General features: G+C 42.6%; 20 protein-coding genes. 16 read left to right on the plus strand and 4 right to left on the minus strand.

Translation table 11 applies throughout. The annotated features are described in order from the left end of the window. Nucleotides 1–42: 42 nt before the first annotated feature. Genes QSH61_RS10060 through QSH61_RS10075 form a run of 4 tightly spaced genes read left to right on the plus strand, consistent with a single transcriptional unit; the run spans nt 43 to nt 4822 of the window. Complete coding sequence (locus tag QSH61_RS10060) at nt 43–1707, plus strand: phytoene desaturase family protein (RefSeq protein ID WP_206473165.1); 1665 nt, start codon at nt 43–45, stop codon at nt 1705–1707. Further along, nucleotides 1700–2656, plus strand: a complete 957-nt coding sequence (locus tag QSH61_RS10065) for a sterol desaturase family protein (RefSeq protein ID WP_206473163.1) — start codon at nt 1700–1702, stop codon at nt 2654–2656. Before QSH61_RS10060 ends, QSH61_RS10065 begins: the two co-directional genes overlap by 8 nt. Nucleotides 2657–2660: 4 nt before the next feature. Continuing rightward, nucleotides 2661–4034, plus strand: coding sequence for an MATE family efflux transporter (locus QSH61_RS10070; protein ID WP_286121789.1), 1374 nt, complete (start codon nt 2661–2663; stop codon nt 4032–4034). Next, the gene (locus QSH61_RS10075; protein ID WP_206473161.1) at nt 4031–4822 is read left to right on the plus strand and encodes a thioesterase II family protein; all 792 of its coding nucleotides are present in this window, start codon (nt 4031–4033) and stop codon (nt 4820–4822) included. The genes QSH61_RS10070 and QSH61_RS10075 overlap by 4 nt, the downstream gene beginning before the upstream one ends. On the opposite strand, the gene QSH61_RS10080 is transcribed toward QSH61_RS10075, so the two are convergent. The 3 genes from QSH61_RS10080 to msrA form a co-directional block, all read right to left on the minus strand. Continuing rightward, nucleotides 4817–6121: a hemolysin family protein gene (locus QSH61_RS10080; protein WP_069022505.1), complete on the minus strand. Its 1305-nt coding sequence runs from the start codon at nt 6119–6121 to the stop codon at nt 4817–4819. The genes QSH61_RS10075 and QSH61_RS10080 overlap by 6 nt on opposite strands. 583 nt (nt 6122–6704) lie before the next feature. Further along, complete coding sequence (locus QSH61_RS10085) at nt 6705–7196, minus strand: GNAT family N-acetyltransferase (protein ID WP_010604901.1); 492 nt, start codon at nt 7194–7196, stop codon at nt 6705–6707. Between the two features lie 339 nt (nt 7197–7535). Further along, nucleotides 7536–8828, minus strand: coding sequence for a peptide-methionine (S)-S-oxide reductase MsrA (gene msrA / locus QSH61_RS10090; RefSeq protein ID WP_502935072.1), 1293 nt, complete (start codon nt 8826–8828; stop codon nt 7536–7538). Nucleotides 8829–9001: 173 nt separating this feature from the next. On the opposite strand from msrA, the gene QSH61_RS10095 reads away from it, so the two are divergent. The 8 genes from QSH61_RS10095 (at nt 9002) to asnB (ending at nt 17923) form a co-directional block, all read left to right on the plus strand. Beyond that, entirely contained in the window at nt 9002–10318 is a 1317-nt protein-coding gene (locus QSH61_RS10095; RefSeq protein WP_211200959.1) for an MFS transporter, read from the plus strand. A gap of 86 nt (nt 10319–10404) precedes the next feature. Beyond that, a complete protein-coding gene (locus QSH61_RS10100; RefSeq protein WP_206473157.1) occupies nt 10405–11919 on the plus strand; it encodes a leucyl aminopeptidase in 1515 nt (504 codons plus the stop codon). Nucleotides 11920–12061: 142 nt separating this feature from the next. After that, nucleotides 12062–12712, plus strand: a complete 651-nt coding sequence (gene pxpB, locus QSH61_RS10105) for a 5-oxoprolinase subunit PxpB (RefSeq protein WP_010604906.1) — start codon at nt 12062–12064, stop codon at nt 12710–12712. Continuing rightward, a complete protein-coding gene (locus tag QSH61_RS10110) occupies nt 12706–13644 on the plus strand; it encodes a 5-oxoprolinase subunit C family protein (protein ID WP_174168787.1) in 939 nt (312 codons plus the stop codon). Before pxpB ends, QSH61_RS10110 begins: the two co-directional genes overlap by 7 nt. After that, nucleotides 13637–14395 carry a DUF969 domain-containing protein gene (locus QSH61_RS10115; RefSeq protein WP_010372454.1) on the plus strand — a complete coding sequence of 253 codons (759 nt, stop codon included), beginning with the start codon at nt 13637–13639 and terminating at the stop codon, nt 14393–14395. The genes QSH61_RS10110 and QSH61_RS10115 overlap by 8 nt, the downstream gene beginning before the upstream one ends. Then, entirely contained in the window at nt 14392–15402 is a 1011-nt protein-coding gene (locus tag QSH61_RS10120) for a DUF979 domain-containing protein (protein WP_206473155.1), read from the plus strand. Before QSH61_RS10115 ends, QSH61_RS10120 begins: the two co-directional genes overlap by 4 nt. After that, on the plus strand, nt 15402–16064 hold the full coding sequence (pcp, locus tag QSH61_RS10125; RefSeq protein ID WP_206473153.1) for a pyroglutamyl-peptidase I: 663 nt from the start codon (nt 15402–15404) through the stop codon (nt 16062–16064). The genes QSH61_RS10120 and pcp overlap by 1 nt, the downstream gene beginning before the upstream one ends. Nucleotides 16065–16252: 188 nt before the next feature. Beyond that, entirely contained in the window at nt 16253–17923 is a 1671-nt protein-coding gene (gene asnB / locus QSH61_RS10130) for an asparagine synthase B (RefSeq protein WP_045988083.1), read from the plus strand. 51 nt (nt 17924–17974) lie between these two features. Here the strand turns inward: asnB and pssA are convergent, their stop codons facing one another. After that, nucleotides 17975–19300, minus strand: a complete 1326-nt coding sequence (gene pssA, locus QSH61_RS10135; RefSeq protein WP_206473150.1) for a CDP-diacylglycerol--serine O-phosphatidyltransferase — start codon at nt 19298–19300, stop codon at nt 17975–17977. A gap of 286 nt (nt 19301–19586) precedes the next feature. Here pssA and trxB point away from each other — a divergent pair, with 286 nt between their 5' ends. The 4 genes from trxB (at nt 19587) to infA (ending at nt 22593) form a co-directional block, all read left to right on the plus strand. Further along, nucleotides 19587–20540 (plus strand): thioredoxin-disulfide reductase, encoded by a 954-nt coding sequence (gene trxB / locus QSH61_RS10140; RefSeq protein ID WP_174168783.1) that lies wholly within the window; start codon nt 19587–19589, stop codon nt 20538–20540. Nucleotides 20541–20629: 89 nt separating this feature from the next. Continuing rightward, nucleotides 20630–21346 (plus strand): leucyl/phenylalanyl-tRNA--protein transferase, encoded by a 717-nt coding sequence (gene aat / locus QSH61_RS10145; protein ID WP_010604913.1) that lies wholly within the window; start codon nt 20630–20632, stop codon nt 21344–21346. Further along, nucleotides 21339–22070 (plus strand): arginyltransferase, encoded by a 732-nt coding sequence (locus QSH61_RS10150; RefSeq protein WP_010604914.1) that lies wholly within the window; start codon nt 21339–21341, stop codon nt 22068–22070. The genes aat and QSH61_RS10150 overlap by 8 nt, the downstream gene beginning before the upstream one ends. Nucleotides 22071–22374: 304 nt before the next feature. Then, a complete protein-coding gene (gene infA, locus QSH61_RS10155) occupies nt 22375–22593 on the plus strand; it encodes a translation initiation factor IF-1 (protein ID WP_002962494.1) in 219 nt (72 codons plus the stop codon). The last annotated feature ends 760 nt before the right edge of the window (nt 22594–23353 follow it).

The following is a 23353-nucleotide window of genomic DNA, read 5'->3' on the forward strand; positions in this document are numbered from 1 at the left end:
TTAGCTGTATTACATGCACGCCGAATATGACAAGGAATAACAATGTCAACAAATACAAAATCAGTCATTATTATCGGAGCTGGCATGTCAGGTCTAAGCACCGCAGCATACAGCCAGATGAATGGTTACGAAACGACAATATTTGAGCTACATGAAACTCCCGGAGGATGCTGTACTTCTTGGCAGCGAAAGGACTTTACTTTTGATTGGTGCTTGAGTTGGTTAAAAGGTACAGGTTACAAAGATGAGATGTCATTAATTTGGAATGAACTTGGTTGCCTCGATGACGTTTCAATCTACCATATTAAAACATTCAACACCGTAATTTTTCCAGATGGACAAAAAGTTACTTTCCACGCAGATCCCGATAAGCTCGAGTTAAGTTTAATCGAACAATTTCCTGAAGATACCAAGCATATTAAAGAGTTTTGCGGCTATATTAGAAAACTAGCTGGTTGTAGTCCCCACTTTCCATTTCTAAAAAATACTGGACTCATGACATGGTGGGAAAAAGCTAAAATGATGTGGAAGTTGCTTCCCTACATGAAAACATTGATGAACACAATGTCTATCAGTATAGAAGACTACTCAAAACGCTTTAATAATCCAATTTTAGCTGAATCTCTTAACTGGATAATTTATGACAGACTTGGGGACTTTCCAGTTATGCCCTTCGCTTTTAATATTGCCAATGCCGCTGATAAAACGATAGGAGTTCCGGATGTCGGCTCATTAGGATTGGCTAAAAAGTTGGCTAGCAGAGTGGAAAAACTAGGTGGAAAAATCCACTATAAAGCGAAAGTCGACCAAATTTTGGTTGAAAACAATAAAGCTATTGGGGTACGACTAAGCAACGGACAAGAACACTTTGCAGATTACGTGATCAGCGCAAGCGATAGTTACAACACAACACAACACTTATTAAAGAGTGCTTACCCTCACCCTGTAATGGATAAAATGTATAGCCAACTGCATAACGATCCAAAGGGCATCATTTTTCCTAGCTTAGTTGCCGTATTTATTGCCGTTAATAAGGATTACACTGATCATGCTCCTTATTCAACCTATCTAATAGACGATAAACTGAAATCAGAGTTGATAGGTATTAACCACGGCGGAATAGCTGTACAAGTTAGAAGCACTCTATTACCAAAGCAGGCTCCTGAAGGTAAGTCAGTGCTCTACATTACTTACCTTACTGACAGTCAACCATGGCAAAATTTAAACGCAAACAGTGTTCAATCCGAACATATCAGTATTGGACGAAATAGCCACACCCGTCGAAGACGCTCTGTAGAATATAAAGTCGCCAAGAAAGACGTTGGCTCCAAGATACTACAATTTCTTTCTCAGCACTTTGAGGAATTAGAGAACAACGTTGAGTTTATAGATGTTGTCACACCGCTTACTTGTGAACGATATACCAAAAACTACAATGGCACAGTATTAGGTTGGGACCCATTCTCTCCTTACTCAGAAGAGTTTGAAAAATACATCAACAGACATGGGCCCACTTTACCTCACTTAGATAATTTCTATTTTTCCGGTCACTGGGGAACATCAAATGGTGTAGCTCAGGCCGTGGCTAGCGGCAGACATATAGCCCAATATCTTTGTCTACAAGATAGCAAAAGGTTTCGAGTCACGCCCTTTTTAAGCAATGCCAACACTGCAACGCAACCAAAAGAGAATGAGCAATATGCATAACTTAGCTACAAAAAATAGGGTCACTCAAGCTATGAGTATACTCTGCTACCCAATCATTTTCTTAATAGTTAGTGCAATTAGTTTACTTGCGATTACAGAAAAACTTGAACTTGGTATCACTACTTTTTTCACCGTTTTATTCGTTATTTTTTACTTCGTTGTGATGGAAAGAATAAATCCTTTTCGACATAGCTGGCATCCAAGCAAAAAGGAATGGCAAAGAGATGGACGTTATTTCATTTTAGTGATGATTTATGGCGCGATTGGCGCGGGCATCATTCGCACCATCTCCATTTATTTGGCACCTCAAGAAAATGCACTAACACTGTCACAAAATGTGTTACTAGCAATTCTCGTTAGTTCATTTACGGGATATTGGCTTCATAGATTGCAACACAAGTACCTATCTTTGTGGAGCTTTCATGGTATTCACCATACTCCGAACAAGGTGACAACAAGTAATAATGTTGTTGTACATCTATTTGAAGTAATTATAAGCGCAGTTACTATTCAACTTATCTTTCTACTCTTAGGCTTTTCTGCCGAAAGCGTATTTATTGCCGGTCAATTTACGGTATTGCAAGGGTACTTCATACACGCCAATATCAATGTCAAAATGGGATGGCTAAATCATCTTATTGCAACCCCTGAGTTGCACCGGTTTCACCACAGCACCAACTTACAAGAAGCTGGAAACTACGGGTCTGAACTAAGCATTTGGGATAAAGCCTTTAACAGTTTCCAGTACCACCCCGAGCGCTCACCTCAGGAAATTGGTGTTACTAAACCACATTTGTTCCCTGCCCCTTCAACCATTGGACTTGGTATTTTGCACCCTTTTAAGTGGTTTATAAGTTCAAAAGGCAAACGTCCAAATTACAGCAATATTGATAAACGCACGGCAAATAGGCCGAAAAAAGTGCCATCAACAACCCATGATATTGGATGATAGTGTGAAAGATTTAACTCAAGGCTCAATTCCAAAACATATCATATCAATGGCCTTGCCACTGGCTATCGGTATGCTTGTCCATACACTTTATATGTTTACCGACCTCTATTTTGTATCTCAGCTAGGTGATGCAGAAACGACGGCACTCAGCTTAGTTGGCAATGTACTCTTTTTTATTTTTGCGATCAGCCAGATTTTAAACGTTGGAACCGCTACGTTAATTGCGAACTCCGTGGGCAAGAAAAACCAAGCTGAATCAAACTCAATCTTCAATCAAGCGATTTTATTGTCCTGCATATTAGGATTGGTGGTGCTATCTTTTGGGCTATTTGTGATCCAATTTTACCTTCAACATACCACTACAGACTTGGCAGTTCGAGAAGCGGCTATGATTTACACTAAATGGTTTATTCCTTGTCTCGCAATGCAATTTTTATTTATTACTTTGGGAGCAGCGATGCGAGGTATAGGAATAGTTAAACCTATGATGTTTGCTCAGCTCGGATCTCTCCTTCTCAATATCTTGCTATCCCCTTTACTTATAACTGGTTGGGGTTTCATCCCTTCCATGGGGATCTCGGGGGCTGGACTTGCAAGTTCAATTTCCATGATATTAGCTATTGTCGTTACCCTTTTATATTTCAGAAAAGCAGATGGTTATCTAAGAATAGATCTAAAAGCATGGAAAATTGATCATTCCACCATCAAAAAACTACTCGTTATCGGCGGACCCGTTGGGCTCGAGTTAACGCTAACCTTTTGCTACATTTCACTGACGTTTTGGGCAATCAAAGATCTCACAACGGATGTCCAAGCAGCACTCAGTATCGGTTCAAAGATAATTCAAGGACTTTCTCTACCCATGATGGCTGTTGTCTTTTCGCTTCCTGCAGTTGCAGGGCAAAACTTTGGTGCAAATAACTTAGCACGATTTAAATATGCTTTTTTTTGGGTAATGTGCTGTGTTTCAATCATTATGTTGCTCATGTCTGTTATCGCAATAAACTGCGGCTCCCTGCTTGCCACTCCTTTCTCAAATGATGCAAATGTCATCGATCAAACGCAGTACTTTTTGGAGATTGTTGCATTTAACTTCATCGCCACTGGTATCGTTTATAGTTGCTCGGGAATATTTCAGGCTACAGGTAATACTTTCCCCTCTCTTATAAGCAATGCTTCCAGACTATTCACTTTTGTTTTACCTGTTATCTGGCTCGTACTTACACAACGAGTTTCCGTAGAGTTACTATGGCATCTGTCTGTGATAACTGTGCTTATTCAAGCAGCTTTAAGCTTGTATTTAGCTAGAAATCATTTAGGGCTCATTGCTAGCAAAATAAGTGCTACCGATTACTCCGTGAAGGAGGTATCGTGATTACCCATAAAATAGAAGAGCGCATAAACCACCAGCTTTCTACTTCAAAATGGTTTTCCTTACTCAATAAGCCTAACACCATTCGCAAACAACTCATTTGCTTTCCTTTTGCTGGCGCAGATGCAGCTGTTTATCAAAACTGGGCAGGAAAACTGCCTGAAGATGTCGCTTTATATGCTCTCCAAGCACCCGGGAGAAAGGAGCGAAGTCATGAAGCTGCCATTGATAATATTCATACCTTGGTCGCAGCAATAGCATCTATTTTGAGCGAAGCAACGCCATTACCCAGCGTTTTTTACGGTCATAGCAATGGCGCTTATATTGCGTATGAGCTTGCCTTAGCACTTCAACATAGCAGTTGCAATATCGTTAAACACCTGTTTATTGCAGCAAGGAAGGCACCGCAATATGCGATAAGAAAATCCCCCTACCATACTCTTGACGATAAGAAGTTCATTGCGGCGGTAAATTTAATGGGCGGTTTACCACCGGCTTTGCTCAATGATATCGAACTGCAACAACTGATGCTGCCAACGTTAAAAGCGGATTTTAAGCTGGGAGAGACCTATCAATACGACTCGGTTTGTAAACTCGACGTGCCTGCAACCGTGTTATATGGTACTCGGGATAAAGCAGCAACAGGGACGGATATGCACCATTGGGAAAGTTGCTTTAAACAAGGTATCACGCCTAAAGCGATACCTGGTCGGCACTTTTTTATGCAGGATTCCTCGGCTTTGGTGCTAAAAGAAATCAACGCGGTGTTAGAAACACTGAGCCCCTTATAGTTGGGGCTCTTTGGTTACTTCAATTTGCCTAATGGCCAATCCTTGAATTTCTATTACTTTAAACTTAAAGCCATCAACTTCTAACGCCTCTCCTTCGACAGGAAAATGCTTTAGCCTGTGGATCACAAAACCGGCTAAGGTTTCTATGGCTTCAATCGGTTCAAACTCGTACTCAATCACCGAAGCTTGAAAGTCCTTAATCGACATATCACCCTGCACTAGCCATCGGGTGTTATCCTTTTGTCTAAATTGGGCTTCTATTGCTTGGTCGTCTTTCAGTGCAATTAAATTCAAGATGCTGGATAACGTTACCATCCCGACCACAGTTGAGAATTCATTGATCACCACCGCACAGTTGCTTTCATGACTTTTCAGCCCATCTAGCGCATCGGAAAGGCTTAGAGTATCAAGTAAAATTACCGGCTTATGGAATTCTTGTTGTTGACCATCCAGTAACGGCTTTTTAGCCAAAATATTACTAAGCAGTTGCTTTGCCTCAGGTGCAGCTATCACTTTGTCGAGCGAGCCGTCACACAGCAGATACTGTTGAAAACTGTGCGCTTGAATTAACGTGCTCAGGTTTTCTTCTGATTCTTGAATGTCTAACCACACGATTGCATCGCGATTGATCATCGCTTGGGTAATATTAGTCTGGTTAAGGTCGAGCACATTGCCAATGATATTGTACTCGTGTTCGCACAGTTCCCCCTGCTCAGCACTTTGATCAACCACCGCATAAATATCATCACGCGTTACCTGTTCGTCACGCTCATTTGGTAAATTGAATAGCTTTATTATCCAATCAGCGAACACGTTAAATAGCCAGATAATAGGCTTAAAAATCCATACACTGGCAAGCATAAGATGGATAAATCGCATCGCGATAGTTTCTGGGATAACCATAGCTATTCGCTTTGGCAATAAATCAGCGAACAGTACAAATAACGATGTGATCAGTAAAAACGACACCACTGTGGATATTTGCAATAACATCGAGGCATGAGCCGCAACATCGGCAAACATAAAACTCGCAACCCAGTTTAGTAGTTGTAATACATAAGGAGTAAACACCGACTCGCCTATCATACCCGCAACAATTGCCAAGGCATTGAGTACCACCTGTACCGCAGCAAAAAACTGATGCGCATTAGCCTGCAAATACAATACTTTCTTGGCTCTAACGTCACCAAGATCAAATAAGGTTTGTAATTTAACTTTGCGTGCCGCTGCCAATGATATTTCACACAGCGCGAAAACTGCACTCAAGCTAATGAGTAACAACACCCAAAAAAAGTCCACAGATACACCTAAAAAAGAAAGCGAGAATTCGACGCGATGTATACGCCTATTTTATGACTTTAGCAATGTAATTCGCGTCAAATAATTAAATTTTTGTCGCCTATCTTGTACTGTTCGCGACGAATAAAAAAGTACGTCAAGGAAGGAAAATGACAAAATTGATACACTCTCTCAAATTAGCGCTATGATCTGCTTGTCAACGGCATGTTCAACCTATCATGAGATCACTACGAGGCGTGTAAAGCACAATTGCTATTAAGTTAAGTCCAAGATCACCAAGCGAGATAAGAGCCAAATCGCAAGTTTATGGTTTTAAATCCGGCCGCGCTTCTGCAAAGCTTGTTGGTGACAGATACGACAATGGCGAGCTCAACTTTACGCACTTCGGAAAATTGAGTTATCTGCTCGCAATTAATTTCGATGTTAAGAGGAGCCTCTTTGAAAAAGCATCTAAAGCGGTTACAACACCTTTAAAAAAACAGCCAAAGGTGCTTTTTCCTCCTTGCCATCTCTGTTATCGCCACTATATTTCTTGGTAAATATAGGTGCTTCAAGCACTAAATGATAAAGAAATAGTACAACGTCATAATGCACTACTGTGCTTTTTTATCAGAGACGCTTTCATAATATGTTGAGGGCCAGCAGGACCACCGAGGTATTTTTCATTTGTGTCTTCAAATCCACCTTTTAGGTAACAGGTAATCGCCGCTGGGTTTCTACAATTTACGGTTAAATATATTGACTCAAACTCTGGATAACTTGCCTGCGCATAAGGGACCAATGTACTCGCGGCTAATGTCCCTAGACCCTGACCTTGTCGCTGGCTATCTATGACAAATGCTCTTAAACCTAAACCGCTTTTTGGGCAAAACGAATATGTGTTCGAATATGCAATATCAAACTTAAAATATCCGATAATTTCATCAGCCACCTTTATGACATGCAAATGGGTGGTCTCACTTTGATCTTCTAAAAATGATTCAGCGGTACCGGCAAATTGAATTTGCTCCTCCGCAAGGTGTACTCGTTTCACTGCCTCTACATGAGTTGCGGTGAATGGCGCTAAGGTCAGCATGACTAAATCCTTCGTTGTCTAAGAGTTATACCATAACATAATACTCTCATTCGTTCCCAATAAGTTTACAGGCAATAAAACCTGTCTTTACTCCCTTATTTAAACTAAAGCTGTCGGTACCGAAATGAGCCACCACAAACAAAACAGACATAGAATATGTATACAGTGCATGAGAATTACTTTTACGTATTTTAAATGGCAGATCAAATTTGAGGAGAAAATAACCAACGTACCACTTTGAAAAGTTAACAAGTAAACACGCTCTCTTAATGCACAAAAGTAACTTCGACTTAAATTTATCTCTGGCTCTAGAGCAAAAGGTAACTTTAGGCGTAATGCCTAAAGCACCTCTCTCGCTTTAAACTCAAGTACTTGGGCATTGATACAATAGCGGTCTTGACCTTTTGGCCCTTCATTTTTAAAGACATGGCCTAAATGAATGCCACTGCTTTTTGAGCGTATTTCGGTTCTTACCATTCCGTGGCTTAAATCTTTGTGATAGGTCACGCTGTCTTTTACTGGGTGAGTAAACGACAGCCACCCAGTGCCTGAGTTAAATCTATCTCGGGTGTCAAAAAGAATCTTGCCGCTTAATTTATCGATAAATACGCCATCTGGTGTGTTTTTAAAGATATCATACTGCTTGCAAAATGGTCTTTCTGTGCCTTTTTGAAAGGCAATGTCAAAAGCTTCTGAACGACCCAGCTTAAAAGCACCGAGTGCCTTATAAAACTCTTCTCTCGCCATAAAACCTTGAAAGCCAAGGGACTCAACACCATTTTCAATAAATAAGATCGTTGGCGTCGCCCAAGTCGCGGTTTTTATCATTAGCCCCTCGAGTTGATCTGCATAGCGAAAATGAAGTGGGATATCACCTTGATAGTCGTTTAACACCTCTTTTTTTAGCTTTTCACAATAAGGGCAATAGCTTTTAGCATCAACAATCACAATATGCTTACCTTGGGCTAGCATAGTGTTATCTGTTTTATCTTTCGCAACCTTTTCAAAGGTCACTCCCGTGCTGTGATCTGGGCAGTATCCCTTAGGGTTCTTGGTTAAGTAGTTTTGATGATACTCTTCCGCTGGATAGAATTTTCTAAGTGGCTTGATCTTGGTTTGAATGTCGCCATAGCCTTGCTCAGATAATAAATGTTGATACTGCGCTTTTAATGTGTGGGCCTTGTCACTTTGCTGCTCATCTGTGTATAGAATGATCGAGCGATACTGCGTTCCAACGTCATTACCCTGACGGTTTTTTTGGGTTGGATCATGACTTTCAAAGTAGTACTTTAGCAGCGCATCGGTGGTGATAAGATTTGCGTTGTAAGTTACCTTTACCACTTCCGCATAGTTGTCTTCATCAAAGCGTCGGCTCGATTTAATAATTTCTCTATAACTTGGCTTAAACCCTTTACCGTCGGCATAGCCAGACTCAGCATCTATCACGCCCGTCATTTTCTCGTAGCGTTTTTCGGGACCCCAGAAACAACCGGAGCCTAACACTAACGTTTTAATATGGTTACTTGCACCATCAACTTTAGGCTTGGGCATATCTGTCCCCGCGAGCGCCGATACGCCTACACCTAACATCATGATAAATCCTATCGATGCGGCTACCTGTAATGTTCTCATCACTACCCTCTCAATGCTGTATGTCACAACTAAGTATGACTATCACTTCATACTTATTGAACTTAATATGATTTACTGCGTATTAAATGAGACCGCTAAAGGTTAATTATCATTTCATCTAAAGTCGTTCATGATAGTGAAGTAGGTTGTCTGCAAAACTGCAAAGTAAAGGAATGGGTGTGAGTAAAATAAGTGAGAATCTCTATCAAAAGCTAACCAATGATGACGAAGCGCGTGCCTGTAAAGCGATTGACGATAAGGCGTGTAAAGAAGTTCCCGGTAACTACGTACTTATTTTATTGAGTCAACTATTTAGCAAATTAGGAGATGCCCTACTCAACCCAAAGATCACGCTACCTTGGCTGATGCAATCACTCGGTGCTCCCGCTTATATGATATCGGCTCTGGTCCCCATTCGCGAGTCCGGTTCACTGATCCCACAATTGTTTATTGGCCAGTGGGTGCGTAAGCACGCTAAACGAAAGCACCTTTGGTCTATCGGCGCACTTACTCAAGCTATTTGTGTACTACTTATGGCACTGCTTGCATGGCAGCAAACTGAAAATCAATTATACGCTTGGTTGGTACTTGGATTACTGGCGATTTTTAGCATCGCCCGCAGCTTAAGTTCCGTGTCGTCAAAAGATGTCATCGGTAAAACTATCCCTAAACAAAAGCGCGGCCAGCTTAGCGGCCAAGCCGCCTCTGTCAGTGGACTTATAACCGTTACATTTGGTGTTGGGCTTTTTATCGCTGCCACTCAAGTAAACAACGTCAACTTTGTGATCACACTGGTACTAGCTGCAATCTTTTGGCTGATTGGTGCGTTAACGTTCTCAAAAATCAAAGAATATGAAGGGGCAACCGAAGGTGGTGAAAGCGGATTAGATAAAATAAAGCAAGATTTAGCACTGTTGAAAACCGATCCAATACTTAAAAAGTTCATTTTAGCCCGTGGATTGCTATTAAGTTCTGCGCTTATTCCGCCCTATTTCACCGTGCTGGCGCAGCAGAATATTGGCAACGGTGCATGGGTGTTGGCAGCTTTGTTAGCGGTATCTGGACTTGCTAGTTTAGTCAGTGGTGCATTTTGGGGTCGCCTTGCCGATCAATCCAGTAAACACGTAATGATTTATGGTGCTACAATCACCGTTGCTATCACTGCTGTACTACTGGCAACTTCTTTATTTTATTCTTCACTGCTAGAAAAAATCTGGTTTATTCCACTTTGCTATTTTGTCATTGCCATCGCTCACCAAGGCGTGCGCGTGGGCCGCAAAACCTACGTGGTCGATATGGCCGAAGGAAACAAACGCACCAGTTACGTCACGCTCAGTAACACAATTATCGGTATTGTACTTTTATTAACAAGTGCACTTGGTGTCGTTGCCTCGGTATTTTCAATTAATGTGTTACTTGCACTCTACATTATGGTCACGATATTAGGCATCGTGCTGACAAGCCGCTTACCTAATGTCACTGAACGGTAAAAGCTGTTACTTCACCGACAAACTGTGTCTAAATTTCTCCAAATGAGGTAAAAACGCCGCAATTTTAGTTATCTGAGGATAAAATTATGTCATTGACTACGCGTTTTTCTGCTTTAGCGCTGGCGGTTGCCAGTATGACTTCTGCAAATGCCGCTGACTTTGAGTTCAATACCAAGCTTGCAGACGCTGATGCACTGGTACTTTTTCAAGCTGGTGAAAACCAAAGTAACCTAAAGTTCCTAGATAAAGACACTCGTAAACAATTGGAGCGCGCAATTGCTGCTGAAGATTTTAAAGGCGCGTATGGCAAAACAGTTGAGGTATTAGCGCCGGTAGACTCTGATTATAAGCGTATCTTCATTGTTGGTTTGGGTGATGCAGGCGAACTCAACGCGAGCGAAATGACCAAACTTGGCGGTAACTTACACGCTAAATTTGAAGGTAAAAAGCTGGAGAATGTTGCGGTTGCATTCGAAGACGTTGAGGGAGCGCTTTCAAATGCAGAACTAGCAGCACAATTTGCACACGGTGCAAACCTTCGTGACCACACCTTCGAAGTATACAAAAAAGAGCCAAACACTTTTAACGTAAGCTATCACTTCGACGTTGCCGATAAACAAGCAACACAGGCTCAGTATAAAGCACTACAACACATTCAAGCTGGCGTGTTTTTAGCGCGCGACTTAACCTCTGAAGTCGCAACAGAAATGACTCCTGTAGACTTTGCAAAAGCGGCAAAGGAACTTGAACAATATGGCGTTGAAGTAAAAGTACTAGCACCAGCTGAACTTAAAGAACTTGGCATGGGTGCGCTTGAGGGCGTTGGCCGTGGTAGTGAGCACGGCTCTCGCTTAGTTGTTGCACATTATAAAGGTAACAGCGAGACACCAATTGCCCTGATCGGTAAAGGTATTACTTTCGATTCTGGTGGTTATAGCATCAAAACCGGCGCTTCGATCGCACGCATGAAATCTGACATGGCGGGCGCAGCTGCCGTGCTTGGTACGGTAAAAGCAATGGCGCTAAGCAAAGCAGACGTAAACGTGGTAGCAGTCATGGGTATGGCGGCAAATATGGTGTCTCAGTATGCAATCGCACCGGGTGATGTACTGCGCACTGCAGAAGGTATTAGCGTAGAAGTGGTCAACACAGATGCTGAAGGCCGTTTGGTGCTGTCTGATGCGATGTGGTATGCACGTAAACATTACAGCCCTGAGATCATGATTGACGTCGCGACATTAACGGGCTCTAAAATTCGTGCTGTTGGTAATGAATATTCAGCAATTTTCTCTGAAGATGATAGCTTAATTACAGAATTTACCAACGCAGGTAAGGTTGTGAACGAAAACGTATGGCGTCTACCGCTTGGCTATAAGGACAAACTAAAATCTGACATCGCCGATTTCCAAAACGTAGGTTCAGGTGGTCCTGGTGCAACAACTGCTGCGACTTTCCTACAACAATTTGCAGGTGACACCCGTTGGGTTCATATCGATATTGCCGGTAACGCACTTTCAAGCTCAGCCAAAGACGAAGTACCAACTGGTGGTACAGGCTATGGCGTTCGCCTCTTAAGCGAGTGGCTATTAACTGCTAAATAAATCCTCAGATTTTAAGCCGTGTTTAAACACGGCTTTTTTGTGACTGCAACAAAATGGCAACTGATAGCAATAACTTCGTTTCAATTGCGAGGTGTGTTATAAGAAATATAACGTTTACCAAAGCAACCAATTGTTATTGTCTATGTCCGATGTGAGTTGTTATCTATTAGGTGAGCAAGCAATTGTTGTAAATGCAACATGTTTGCCTGATAGCAAAAGTCCAATTAATCAACGACTGTTCGCCCTCAAGAAATGGCTTGATAGTAGCGGTGATTTTATTGATGTGGTGCCTGCCAAATCTTCCGTTACTGCCTATTTAAAAGACCCCCGTAAAGCCGATCCGTGGCAACATAAAATCCAAGCACATTGGCAAGATCTAGAGGTAGCAGAGGTAAAGCCTACACACCATCATATTGAGGTGTTTTATGGCAAAGAATTCGGACAGGATTTTGAACGCATAGCGGACGAATTACAACTGACACCAAAACAGCTTATCGAGCTACACTCAAGCGTTGATTATCAAGTACAATTTATTGGCTTCTTACCCGGTTTTGCTTACTTGTCAGGGTTACCAGCTGCGCTTCAATTACCCAGAAAATCCACACCAATTACCAAAGTCCCCAAAGGCAGTATTGCCATCGCAGACAGCTACAGTGCAATTTATCCGAGTCAATCTCCCGGTGGCTGGCATTTACTTGGACAAACCAATACTACGCTATTTGACCCAAATTCTGCGTCAGCAAGCTTGCTGCAACCAGGAGATATCGTGCGTTTTGTGGAGAAATCATGCTAGAAGTTATTAAACCTGGGCCACTTTCAACTATTCAAGACATTGGCCGTCAAGGACTTCGCCACTTAGGAGTAAGTCAAGCAGGTGTCATCGACCCTGTTGCGCTTAAACTTGCAAATACACTCTTGTCAAATGACGACGATAATGCAGCTATTGAAGTGACCATTGGCTTATGTGAGTTTCACTTCCACGCCCCCACTAACTTTGTTATCACAGGGGCAGATCTCAATGCTGCTTTAAACGATGAAGTGATATACCCTTGCTGGCGCTACAGGGCTAAAGCTGGAGATAAGCTAACATTTAAACAAAACCGCGATGGTTTACGCGCTTATTTGGTGGTCGAAGGTGGATTTACCAACATAGACAAGCTGCTTGGGAGTTATTCAACCGATCTCATGGCAGGCTTTGGGGGTATAAGCGGCCGAGCTCTTAAACAAGGGGACAAGCTGAGCTACACGCCAAGCACTGCCAAGGACGCCGTTGGTGGCCTGCAGCCCAGCTACGAAAAGCTCATTCATTTTATCCCAGGCCCACATCTCGAGTTAATTTCCAAACAGACACTGAGTGTATTAAACGACACCATTTGGAAAGTAAATCCCAGCAGTAATCGTATGGGTATTCGCCTAAGTGGCCATAGTAGCCTAGTGCATGCACATAATATTGCAACCCAAGCTGTCCACCCAGGCGTTATTCAGCTCCCCCCTAGTGGCGAGCCCATTATCCTATTGAATGACTGCCAAACCACAGGCGGTTATCCAATTATTGGTACCATCATTCAAGCCGATATGCGCCACTTGAGCCAATTGGGCGCGGGCGATTGTATCCATTTAAAATCAACATCCCTTATAGATGCAGCAAAGGAATCTCACCGAGTACAGGCGCATCTCAATCAGCTAAGGCTAGCGCTTAAAAATAAAGAACAACAAAATGACTGAGCTAAATCTCCTTCCTCTTTCGGGCATTGCTGTGATTGTTATTGGCTTTGCTCTGAGGTTTAATCCCTTGTTGGTTGTCACCTCGGCAGGTCTAGTTACTGGCTTTGCCGTTGGGATAGACTTTGTCGACTTAATTGCCACCTTTGGCGAAAAGTTTATGAACTCTCGCCAGCTTGCAAGCTTTCTACTTATCTTACCCGTGATTGCGATTTTAGAGCGTTACGGTTTACAGCAACGCGCTAAAGCTTGGGTTGCGGGCATAAAAGGGGCAACCACTTCTCGAATTTTAAGTATGTATTTTGTGGTCCGTGAGTGCTCCGCTGCGCTGGGGTTAATCAATTTAGCGGGCCAAGCGCAAACTGTTAGACCACTGCTTGCTCCGATGGCGATCGGCGCTGCGGCAAACCAATACGGCGACCTGCCACAAGATGTAAAAGACATGATAGGCGCACATGCTGCCGCCTGCGATAACATTGCCGTGTTCTTTGGCGAGGATATTTTTATCGCCTTTGGTGCTGTACTACTGATGGATGCATTTCTAAAAGAAAACGGCATTGCCGGGATTGAACCGCTACATATCGGACTTTGGGCAATACCAACCGCAATTGCCGCGCTCATTGTTCATCTTTTCCGGTTAGCGCGATTTGAGGCAAAAATCCGGGCAGAAATTGCGCGCTGTCAGCAGCAACAAAGCGAAGAAGAGCAAACACCTAGCAATACAAATTCAGCGCTTAAGGAGGAGTCATTATGAGCTTAATGAACACTCCTGACGCGCAATCTAGCTTACTTTCAATTGACAACATCTATTTATTAATTGGCTTTATTGTGATGTTTTTAGTGGTGAAAACGCTACAAGATAAGGCCCATCCTAAGCGCCTCACCACCGCCCTATTTTGGTTTTTATTTGGCTCTGTCTTTATCTTTGGTGATGCTTCTATCGCGTTGATTGGTGACCGAAATACATATTTATGGATTGGCATCAACGTGGTGATCATCGCACTACTTGCAGGTATGAATATGGTTTCCATGGGAAATTACGACATGCCGTGCGAACGAGCTAAAACAGAAGATGCAAATCGGTTTGGTAATAAATTGTTTGTTCCTGCTGTACTTATTCCAATAGTTACCGTTATCTGCACTATCATCTTAAGTGAGATCCAGCTCGGCGATTTTTATCTATTCGATCAGGAACATGTGACGCTTTCAGCACTGACACTCGCTTGCACCATCGCATTGCTGGTGAGCTGGAAAATAACCAAAGGCAGTCCACTACAAGCACTTTCTGAGTCTCGTCGCTTAGTCGATTCAATAGGGTGGGCAGCAATATTGCCACAGATGTTAGCAATGCTTGGCGGTGTATTTATCGTCGCCAACACAGGCACTGCTATCCAAGACTTAGTGACATTGTTTATTTCGCCAGATAACCGTTTTATGCTCGTTGTACTGTATTGTGTGGGCATGGCGCTATTTACCATGATAATGGGCAATGCTTTTGCCGCATTTCCGGTAATGACGGCGGGTATTGCGCTGCCATTTTTGATCCAAGGCCACGGCGCTGACCCTGCACCGCTTGTAGCAATTGGCATGTATTCGGGTTATTGTGGAACACTGATGACACCGATGGCCGCTAACTTCAACATAGTGCCAGCGGCACTGTTAGATTTAAAAGATAAATACCAAGTCATTAAAGTGCAAATACCAACCGCTATAACGTTATTGGTGATTAATATTTTTCTTATGTACGGAGTCGTTTTTTAATGTCCAGTTACAGTAAACCTTGTGTCCTCGTTACTGGGTTCACCCCATTTGGTGGTGAGTCCATCAACCCTTCATGGCAATTAGCTCAGCTATTAGAAGGTGAGACCATTGAAGGCCACCTGATCCACACAAAAGAGTTACCTTGTGAATTTGACAAAAGTATTGAGTCTTTAACACAAGCGATAGATAAGTATCACCCAAGCATCGTGATCTGTTTAGGCCAGGCTGGTGGACGCTGTGATATCTCCATCGAACGTATCGCGATTAACATCAACGATGCCAGAATAGCCGACAACGCAGGAAACCAGCCGATAGATACACCAGTCGTTACACACGGACCCGATGCTTACTTTGCCTCTTTACCAATAAAAAGTATGCTAAGTAGTGCGATTCAGGCGGGAGTTCCTGCAAGTATTTCTAATACTGCGGGTACTTACGTGTGCAACCATGTGATGTATGGATTACTGCACTATCTTAGTACACATGACTTAGCGTGCCGTGGGGGCTTTGTGCATATTCCATACTTGCCCTCCCAAGCGGCGCACCACCCTGGTGCACCCAGTATGGACATTGACACCCTAGTTAAAGGAATAAAAATCCTATTAACCAGTGCCATTACACAAAAGCAAGATATTAAGCTTGTCGCTGGAACGACACACTAATAAGTAATGCCCCAAAATGGTGCAAGATTGCACCATTGCACATCACAAAAAATTCACATTTTCTCTATTTCATTGTGTGACTTATCAAATTATTTTTGGTAGAACTTAAACTATCTCATGGTAACTATGCTTCCGTGAGCAATAATAATTTGTTGATATTATCAACACATCAATAGGAATGAGGAAATATGTGTTCAATTTTCGGCGTACTTGACATCAAGACCGATCCCCTTGCACTTCGTGAGCAAGCGATCGAAATGTCAAAAAAATTAAGACACCGTGGCCCCGACTGGTCAGGGGTATATTCAAGTGAAAAAGCCATCCTAGTTCATGAACGTTTGGCAATTGTCGGCGTTTCTAGCGGCGCACAACCATTATTTAACCCTGAAAAAACACATATTTTGGCGGTAAATGGTGAAATTTATAATCATAAAGAGCTTGCAAAAGCACTGACCGTTCCATTTGAATTTCAAACAGAGTCAGACTGTGAAGTGATCTTGGCGCTATACAAGCAAAAAGGCCCTGAGTTTTTAGATGATCTCAATGGAATTTTTGCATTTTGTTTGTACGATGAAACGGAAGATGCCTTTTTAATTGGTCGTGATCATATCGGTATCATTCCACTTTACACTGGCCGTGATCAAAGCGGTAACCTCTATGTCGCCAGCGAAATGAAAGCGCTCACACCTATTTGTACACAAATTGAAGAGTTTCCTCCTGGCCATTATTGGTATTCAAAAGAAGGGGGTCCAAGAGAGTATTACCAACGCGACTGGCAAGCGTTTAGTGCTGTAAAAGACAATGAGGCCAGCCCCGAAGCGGTTAAAAATGGGCTAGAAGCCGCAGTAAAACGCCAATTGATGTGCGATGTGCCATATGGCGTGTTGTTGTCTGGTGGTCTCGATTCTTCTGTGATTTCCGCTATCACACAAAAGTTCGCAGCAAAGCGTATCGAAGATGATGATGCTTCCGATGCTTGGTGGCCAAAACTTCACTCATTTTCCATTGGCCTGGAAGGTTCACCCGATCTCGCTGCAGCACAAAAGGTAGCGGATAAAATCGGCACAGTTCACCATCCCATTCACTTTACCGTACAACAAGGGATTGATGCCCTTAAAGAAGTGGTCTATCACCTAGAGACCTACGATGTCACAACCATTCGCGCTTCTACTCCTATGTACCTTATGGCACGCTACATTAAAGCAATGGGCATTAAAATGGTGCTATCCGGTGAAGGGGCCGATGAACTATTTGGCGGCTATTTGTATTTCCACAAAGCACCAAATGCTGAGGAGTTTCACAACGAGCTAAACCGAAAGGTCTCGAAACTGCATATGTTTGATTGCCTACGTGCAAATAAGTCGATGGCAGCTTGGGGGGTTGAAGCACGTGTTCCCTTCTTAGATAAAGAATTTGTCGATATTGCCATGCGTACCAACCCAGACTACAAAATGTGTAAAGATGGCCGTATCGAAAAACACATTATCCGTGAGGCGTTTGATGGCTATTTACCCGATGACGTATTGTGGCGCCAAAAAGAGCAGTTTTCTGATGGCGTAGGCTATAGCTGGATCGATTCACTAAAAGAGTATGTCAGTCAGCAAGTGAGCGACTCGGATCTTGAAAACGCCCACTACCGCTATCCAATCAATACACCGGATAGCAAAGAAGCCTATTATTATCGCACCATTTTTGAGTCGCATTTCCCAGGAGAAGCGGCAGCTAAGTGTGTTCCTCACGGCAAGTCTGTGGCGTGTTCAACACCCGAAGCACTTGCCTGGGACGAGTCCTTCCAGCGCAATGCCGATCCATCAGGTCGCGCAGCAAGCTCACACAACGAAGCGTATAATCAAAAATAAGAAAGTAAAAAAGGGACGCTCGTCCCTTTTTTAAAATTATCAGTTCTTGCGTTAAATAAAACGCTTGATAATAAAGTCGACTTTCACACGCTTGGCCTGACCAAGGAGTTTTTTCACAGGTGCTGGATAATCCCCCAGCGTCTCGAGATCGTCGTGGCTATCGATGCGACGGCAATGTTTTAATATCTCTTGTTTTTCTAACTCGATTTGAGGCAACAGTGCTTTGTCGGGATCTTCTATTAGAATACCATTTTCAATATCTAACCCCCACGCCCTTGGGTTGAGGTTATGACCACTCATTAAATGCGTATCACCATCTTTGCTCACTCCCTTCAAGTGAAACGAGTTGTTGCCATCTTGCCACAGATACACATCCAGCAATCCGGCGTTTATGAAGCGGCGTTGAGACTTGATAAATTTATACAAAATGGTTTCGTACAAATAAGGAAGCGCACCAATTCGGCTAAATGGCTGCTCTGGACTGATATAGAAATCATTTGCCGTTTTATCCCCCACCACTATTGTCACCTTTTTGCCTGTTTTCAGTAAACGACGTAATGAGCGAAGTAAAGGAGCCGGAAAATTGAAGTAAGGGGTGTAAAGTACTAACTCTTGTTCTGTGGTATCGAAAAGCGCCTTAATAAGACGGTTTAGCTTATTAGTTCTACGACCAAAACCTAAAAATGGACGAACCGTTAGACCCTCCCGACTGTTCGCCTTTGAAATATCATAACTGGCCTTTTTCAACTGTTTCATCAGCTGTTTTTGCTCAGTACGAATGTCGAGTAAAGTAGGTAATGGACGGATGTCGAGTCTAGGTACTGCGTCAGACGCTATCAGCACTTGATCGGTAAAGTGGCAAAAGCTATCCGCGAGCTGTGCTTGTTTAATCACAAAATAGCGGTCTAGACGGTATTTTTCATCATGATGCAAATAGACATTATTTAAACTAGCACCGCTATAAAGCAGGATATCGTCAATAACAAAGCCTTTTAAATGCAACACGCCAAAAAGTTCTTTTGCTTTTACCGGCACACCATACACTTCAACTTGAGTGTCCAGCTGCTCTTTTAAATCACAATATAGCTTGGCGTTGCCTTCTGACTTTTCAGCGCCAATGAGGCCGCGTTGCGCACGGTGAAAATCAACCAACACTTTTACCGTTAAGTCTGGATTTTGCTGTGCAGCCTCGTGCAATGCGTGCAATATCTCACGACCCGCCTCATCATCTTGTAAATAAAGTGCGGTGATATAAATACGCGTTTTTGCCTGTGAGATCAGTTGTAAAAGTGTCTGATGATATTGCTTAGCATCAGTTAACACCTCACAATCTTGTGCACTTAACCCGAAGCCTGGGGTATTCTGCCAAAATGCCATATGTACCTTTTCAATTAGGCTATCAACTCTTGATAGCAAAACAAAATTCTCTAAAACATATCAAAAAAAAAACCTGAGGTCATGAAATACTGCTGTTTTTTGCTAGTCCCGAACAAGATTGCTCAATCTGTAGTCGATTTAAAACAAAACAGTACAAATTTTTTGACAACTTGCCAATTTATACCAAATCAGATTACGGTTTTTTATTTACTTCCCTATTGAATTACATAGAATCGAACAAACTTTTGCTTAATAGCATTTTTTAGAATTTAGTTAGGAAAATTACATGAGCGATGCAAAACACTGCAAACTGTTGATTTTAGGTTCGGGTCCTGCGGGTTACACTGCCGCGGTATACGCAGCACGGGCAAATTTAAACCCAGTACTAATCACAGGTATGCAGCAAGGTGGTCAGCTGACTACAACTACTGAAGTCGAGAACTGGCCTGGTGATGCACATGGTTTAACGGGTCCAGCTCTTATGGACCGTATGAAAGAGCATGCAGAGCGCTTTGAAACTGAAATCATTTTCGACCACATCAACAAAGTTGACGTGACGAAGCGCCCTTTCACACTCACTGGCGATCAAGGCACTTATACTTGTGATGCGTTAATCATCGCAACAGGTGCATCTGCTAAATACCTTGGTCTTGAGTCTGAAACAGCGTTCCAAGGCCGTGGCGTATCTGCTTGTGCAACTTGTGATGGATTCTTCTATCGTGGTCAAAAGGTTGCGGTTGTTGGTGGTGGTAATACCGCGGTTGAAGAAGCACTTTACCTATCAAATATCGCTGAAGAAGTACATGTTATTCACCGCCGCGATTCTTTCCGTAGTGAGAAAATTCTTGCCGATCGCTTAATGGATAAAGCGGCGAACGGTAACGTAGTATTACACCTAAATCGCACACTAGATGAAGTGCTAGGTGATGAGATGGGTGTTACTGGTATTCGTATCAAAGATGCTGATTCAGAAGCGACAGAGCAGCTTGATCTTGCTGGTGTTTTCATCGCGATTGGTCACAAACCAAACACAGATATGTTTGAGGGCCAGCTAGAGATGAAAGATGGTTATTTGGTAGTGCAATCAGGCCTCAATGGTAATGCAACACAGACTAGTGTTGAAGGTGTATTTGCAGCAGGTGATGTGTCTGACCACATTTACCGTCAAGCAATTACCTCTGCAGGTACAGGCTGTATGGCAGCACTAGATGCAGAGCGCTTCTTAGACAGCCAAAAATAATAGATAAATGGGTCGGTCTAGACTGGCCCACTTCCCTCCTTGCCTTAATTTGCTATATTGAAATAAATAACAATCTTGTAGTTTGTTCAATGATCCAACAACTGTTCCATCTCGCCCGCGATGACTTTCGCTTTCCGCCAAATCACTATGCCTTGTCTGAACCAGATGGACTGCTTGCCATTGGCGGGTGTTTACAGGTAAAACGACTGAAAAACGCTTATGCCAATGGGATCTTTCCTTGGTTTAATGAAGGTGAGCCAATCATGTGGTGGAGCCCAAGCGAACGCGGGATCTTGGAGCTTCAAGATTTTCATTGTGGTAAAACGCTAAGAAAAGCCCAACGCAAACTCAGTCCGACCGTCACAATCAATACCGCCTTTTCACAAGTGATTCAAGCTTGTAGAAATCAACGAATGGCCGCTGAAGGAACTTGGATCACGAATGCGATGTTGGCTGCGTATCAGCAAGCGCACATTCAGGGATTAGCACATAGTGTGGAGGTATGGGATAAAGGCAACCTCGTTGGCGGGCTCTATGGCATCATGCAGTCCGGTGTATTTTGTGGTGAATCTATGTTCCACACCTTACCTAATACGTCCAAAATGGCGATGTGGGCACTGGTTAATTGGCTCAAAGCCCATCAAGCACATTTTATTGATTGCCAACTCGAAAATCCTTATTTAACAAGTTTGGGATTAAAAGTTGTACCAAGGAGCGAGTTTTTGACTAGACTTAGATTGGCGGATCGATTTGAGATCCCATCATCAATGTGGCAGCCTCAGGAGTTGAAAGCTATCTATGAATGAACACTTTCCTTCTAAAATCGGACTGAGCCAACAATTTAGTTGTAGTTATTTACCTGAGCAGAAGGAACAGTTACTGGTTATTCTAGACCCAAATTGTTACAGCCCAGATAGATTTGAACAATTGTTAGCATTAGGGTTTCGCCGCAGTGGAGACCAGATTTATCGTCCGCACTGTCCCGCATGCTCAGCTTGTCAATCAGTAAGAGTATTAACTCAAGAATTTAAACCGAGTAAATCTCAAAAGCGCAAACGTAATAAATTAAAACAAGATTATCAGCTTATTATTAGCCATCAGGAGCGGCCTGAATACTATCCGTTATACGAGAAATATATCAGTCTACGCCACAGCGATGGCTCTATGTACCCACCTAACCGTCTCCAGTACGAAAGCTTCTTATTTTGTCGTTGGATGAACATCGTCTTTATCGAGCTATGGCACAAAGATAAATTAATTGCAGTGGCGGTCACAGATTCAATGCCCTATTCATTGTCTGCTATTTACACCTTTTTCGATCCTGAGTATGAATCACTAAGTATCGGTACTATCATGATCATGGCTCAGTTAGAACAGGCGGCGAAACAGAATAAACCCTATTTGTACTTGGGTTATCAAATCGACGAATGTAAAAAAATGCGTTACAAAACCCAATTTGTTCCAGCACAAAAGTTAGTTAAAGATATTTGGCAAGATATTGATCCCGCTCCCCCGCAATCTTGTGGTTAGTGCTTAGTATTCCTGCATGCTTAAGCTCAAATGCAGGAATACTTCTCCTTTTACACCCTTATTATCCCGTTGCATGGACAAAAAACATGCGTTACTAGCAGACTTTCCTATGCTAGAATAGCGCCCTTGCCTAGTAATATGGCTCCAGATTTTGAGATGCGTTAGGAATAGAAGCGAAAAACTTTAGTAAAACTGGCTGAATAAACGACCAAATTAACAAAAAATCAGCTTGTAACTTTACTTATTCCCCGCTTTTGGGCAAAATCTGCATCGTTTAATTTAACCAAGAGGTGATACGCTACACATGGCGAAAGAAGACGTAATTGAAATGCAAGGCACGGTCCTTGACACGCTACCAAACACAATGTTCCGTGTTGAACTAGAAAATGGTCACGTGGTTGTTGCACATATTTCTGGAAAAATGCGCAAAAACTACATCCGTATTTTGACTGGTGACAAAGTTACTGTTGAAATGACGCCTTACGACCTATCAAAGGGACGTATTGTCTTCCGTGCTCGTTAATCTGCGTGTGTAGATTTATACTAAGTTGATGCCGTAAACTCGTTGATACCCAAGCGACTTCAACATACTGATGTTACTTAGGTATACCAAGTTCATTCAAGCAATTAGTATACACGAACGACTAACGCTGAGTTTAAAAGACGGTAATGCCGCATCAAACTCAGTGATAACAAAAAGCCCAGCTATTCTGGGCTTTTTGTCGCTTGAATTTATTATCTAGCCCTAACCTCAGCGTTCAAAGGGAGCACCATGGTCTTCCGTGCTCGTTAATCTGCGTGTGTAGATTTATACTAAGTTGATGCCGTAAACTCGTTGATACCCAAGCGACTTCAACATACTGATGTTACTTAGGTATACCAAGTTCATTCAAGCAATTAGTATACACGAACGACTAACGCTGAGTTTAAAAGACGGTAATGCCGCATCAAACTCAGTGATAACAAAAAGCCCAGCTATTCTGGGCTTTTTGTCGTTTGGATTTATTATCTAGCCCTAACCTCAGCGTTCAAAGGGAGCACCATGGTCTTCCGTGCTCGTTAATCTGCGTGTGTAGATTTATACTAAGTTGATGCCGTAAACTCGTTGATACCCAAGCGACTTCAACATACTGATGTTACTTAGGTATACCAAGTTCATTCAAGCAATTAGTATACACGAACGACTAACGCTGAGTTTAAAAGACGGTAATGCCGCATCAAACTCAGTGATAACAAAAAGCCCAGCTATTCTGGGCTTTTTGTCGTTTGAATTTATTATCTAG

It is taken from the genome of Pseudoalteromonas sp. JC3 (genome assembly GCF_030291895.1).
Taxonomy (GTDB): Bacteria; Pseudomonadota; Gammaproteobacteria; order Enterobacterales; family Alteromonadaceae; genus Pseudoalteromonas.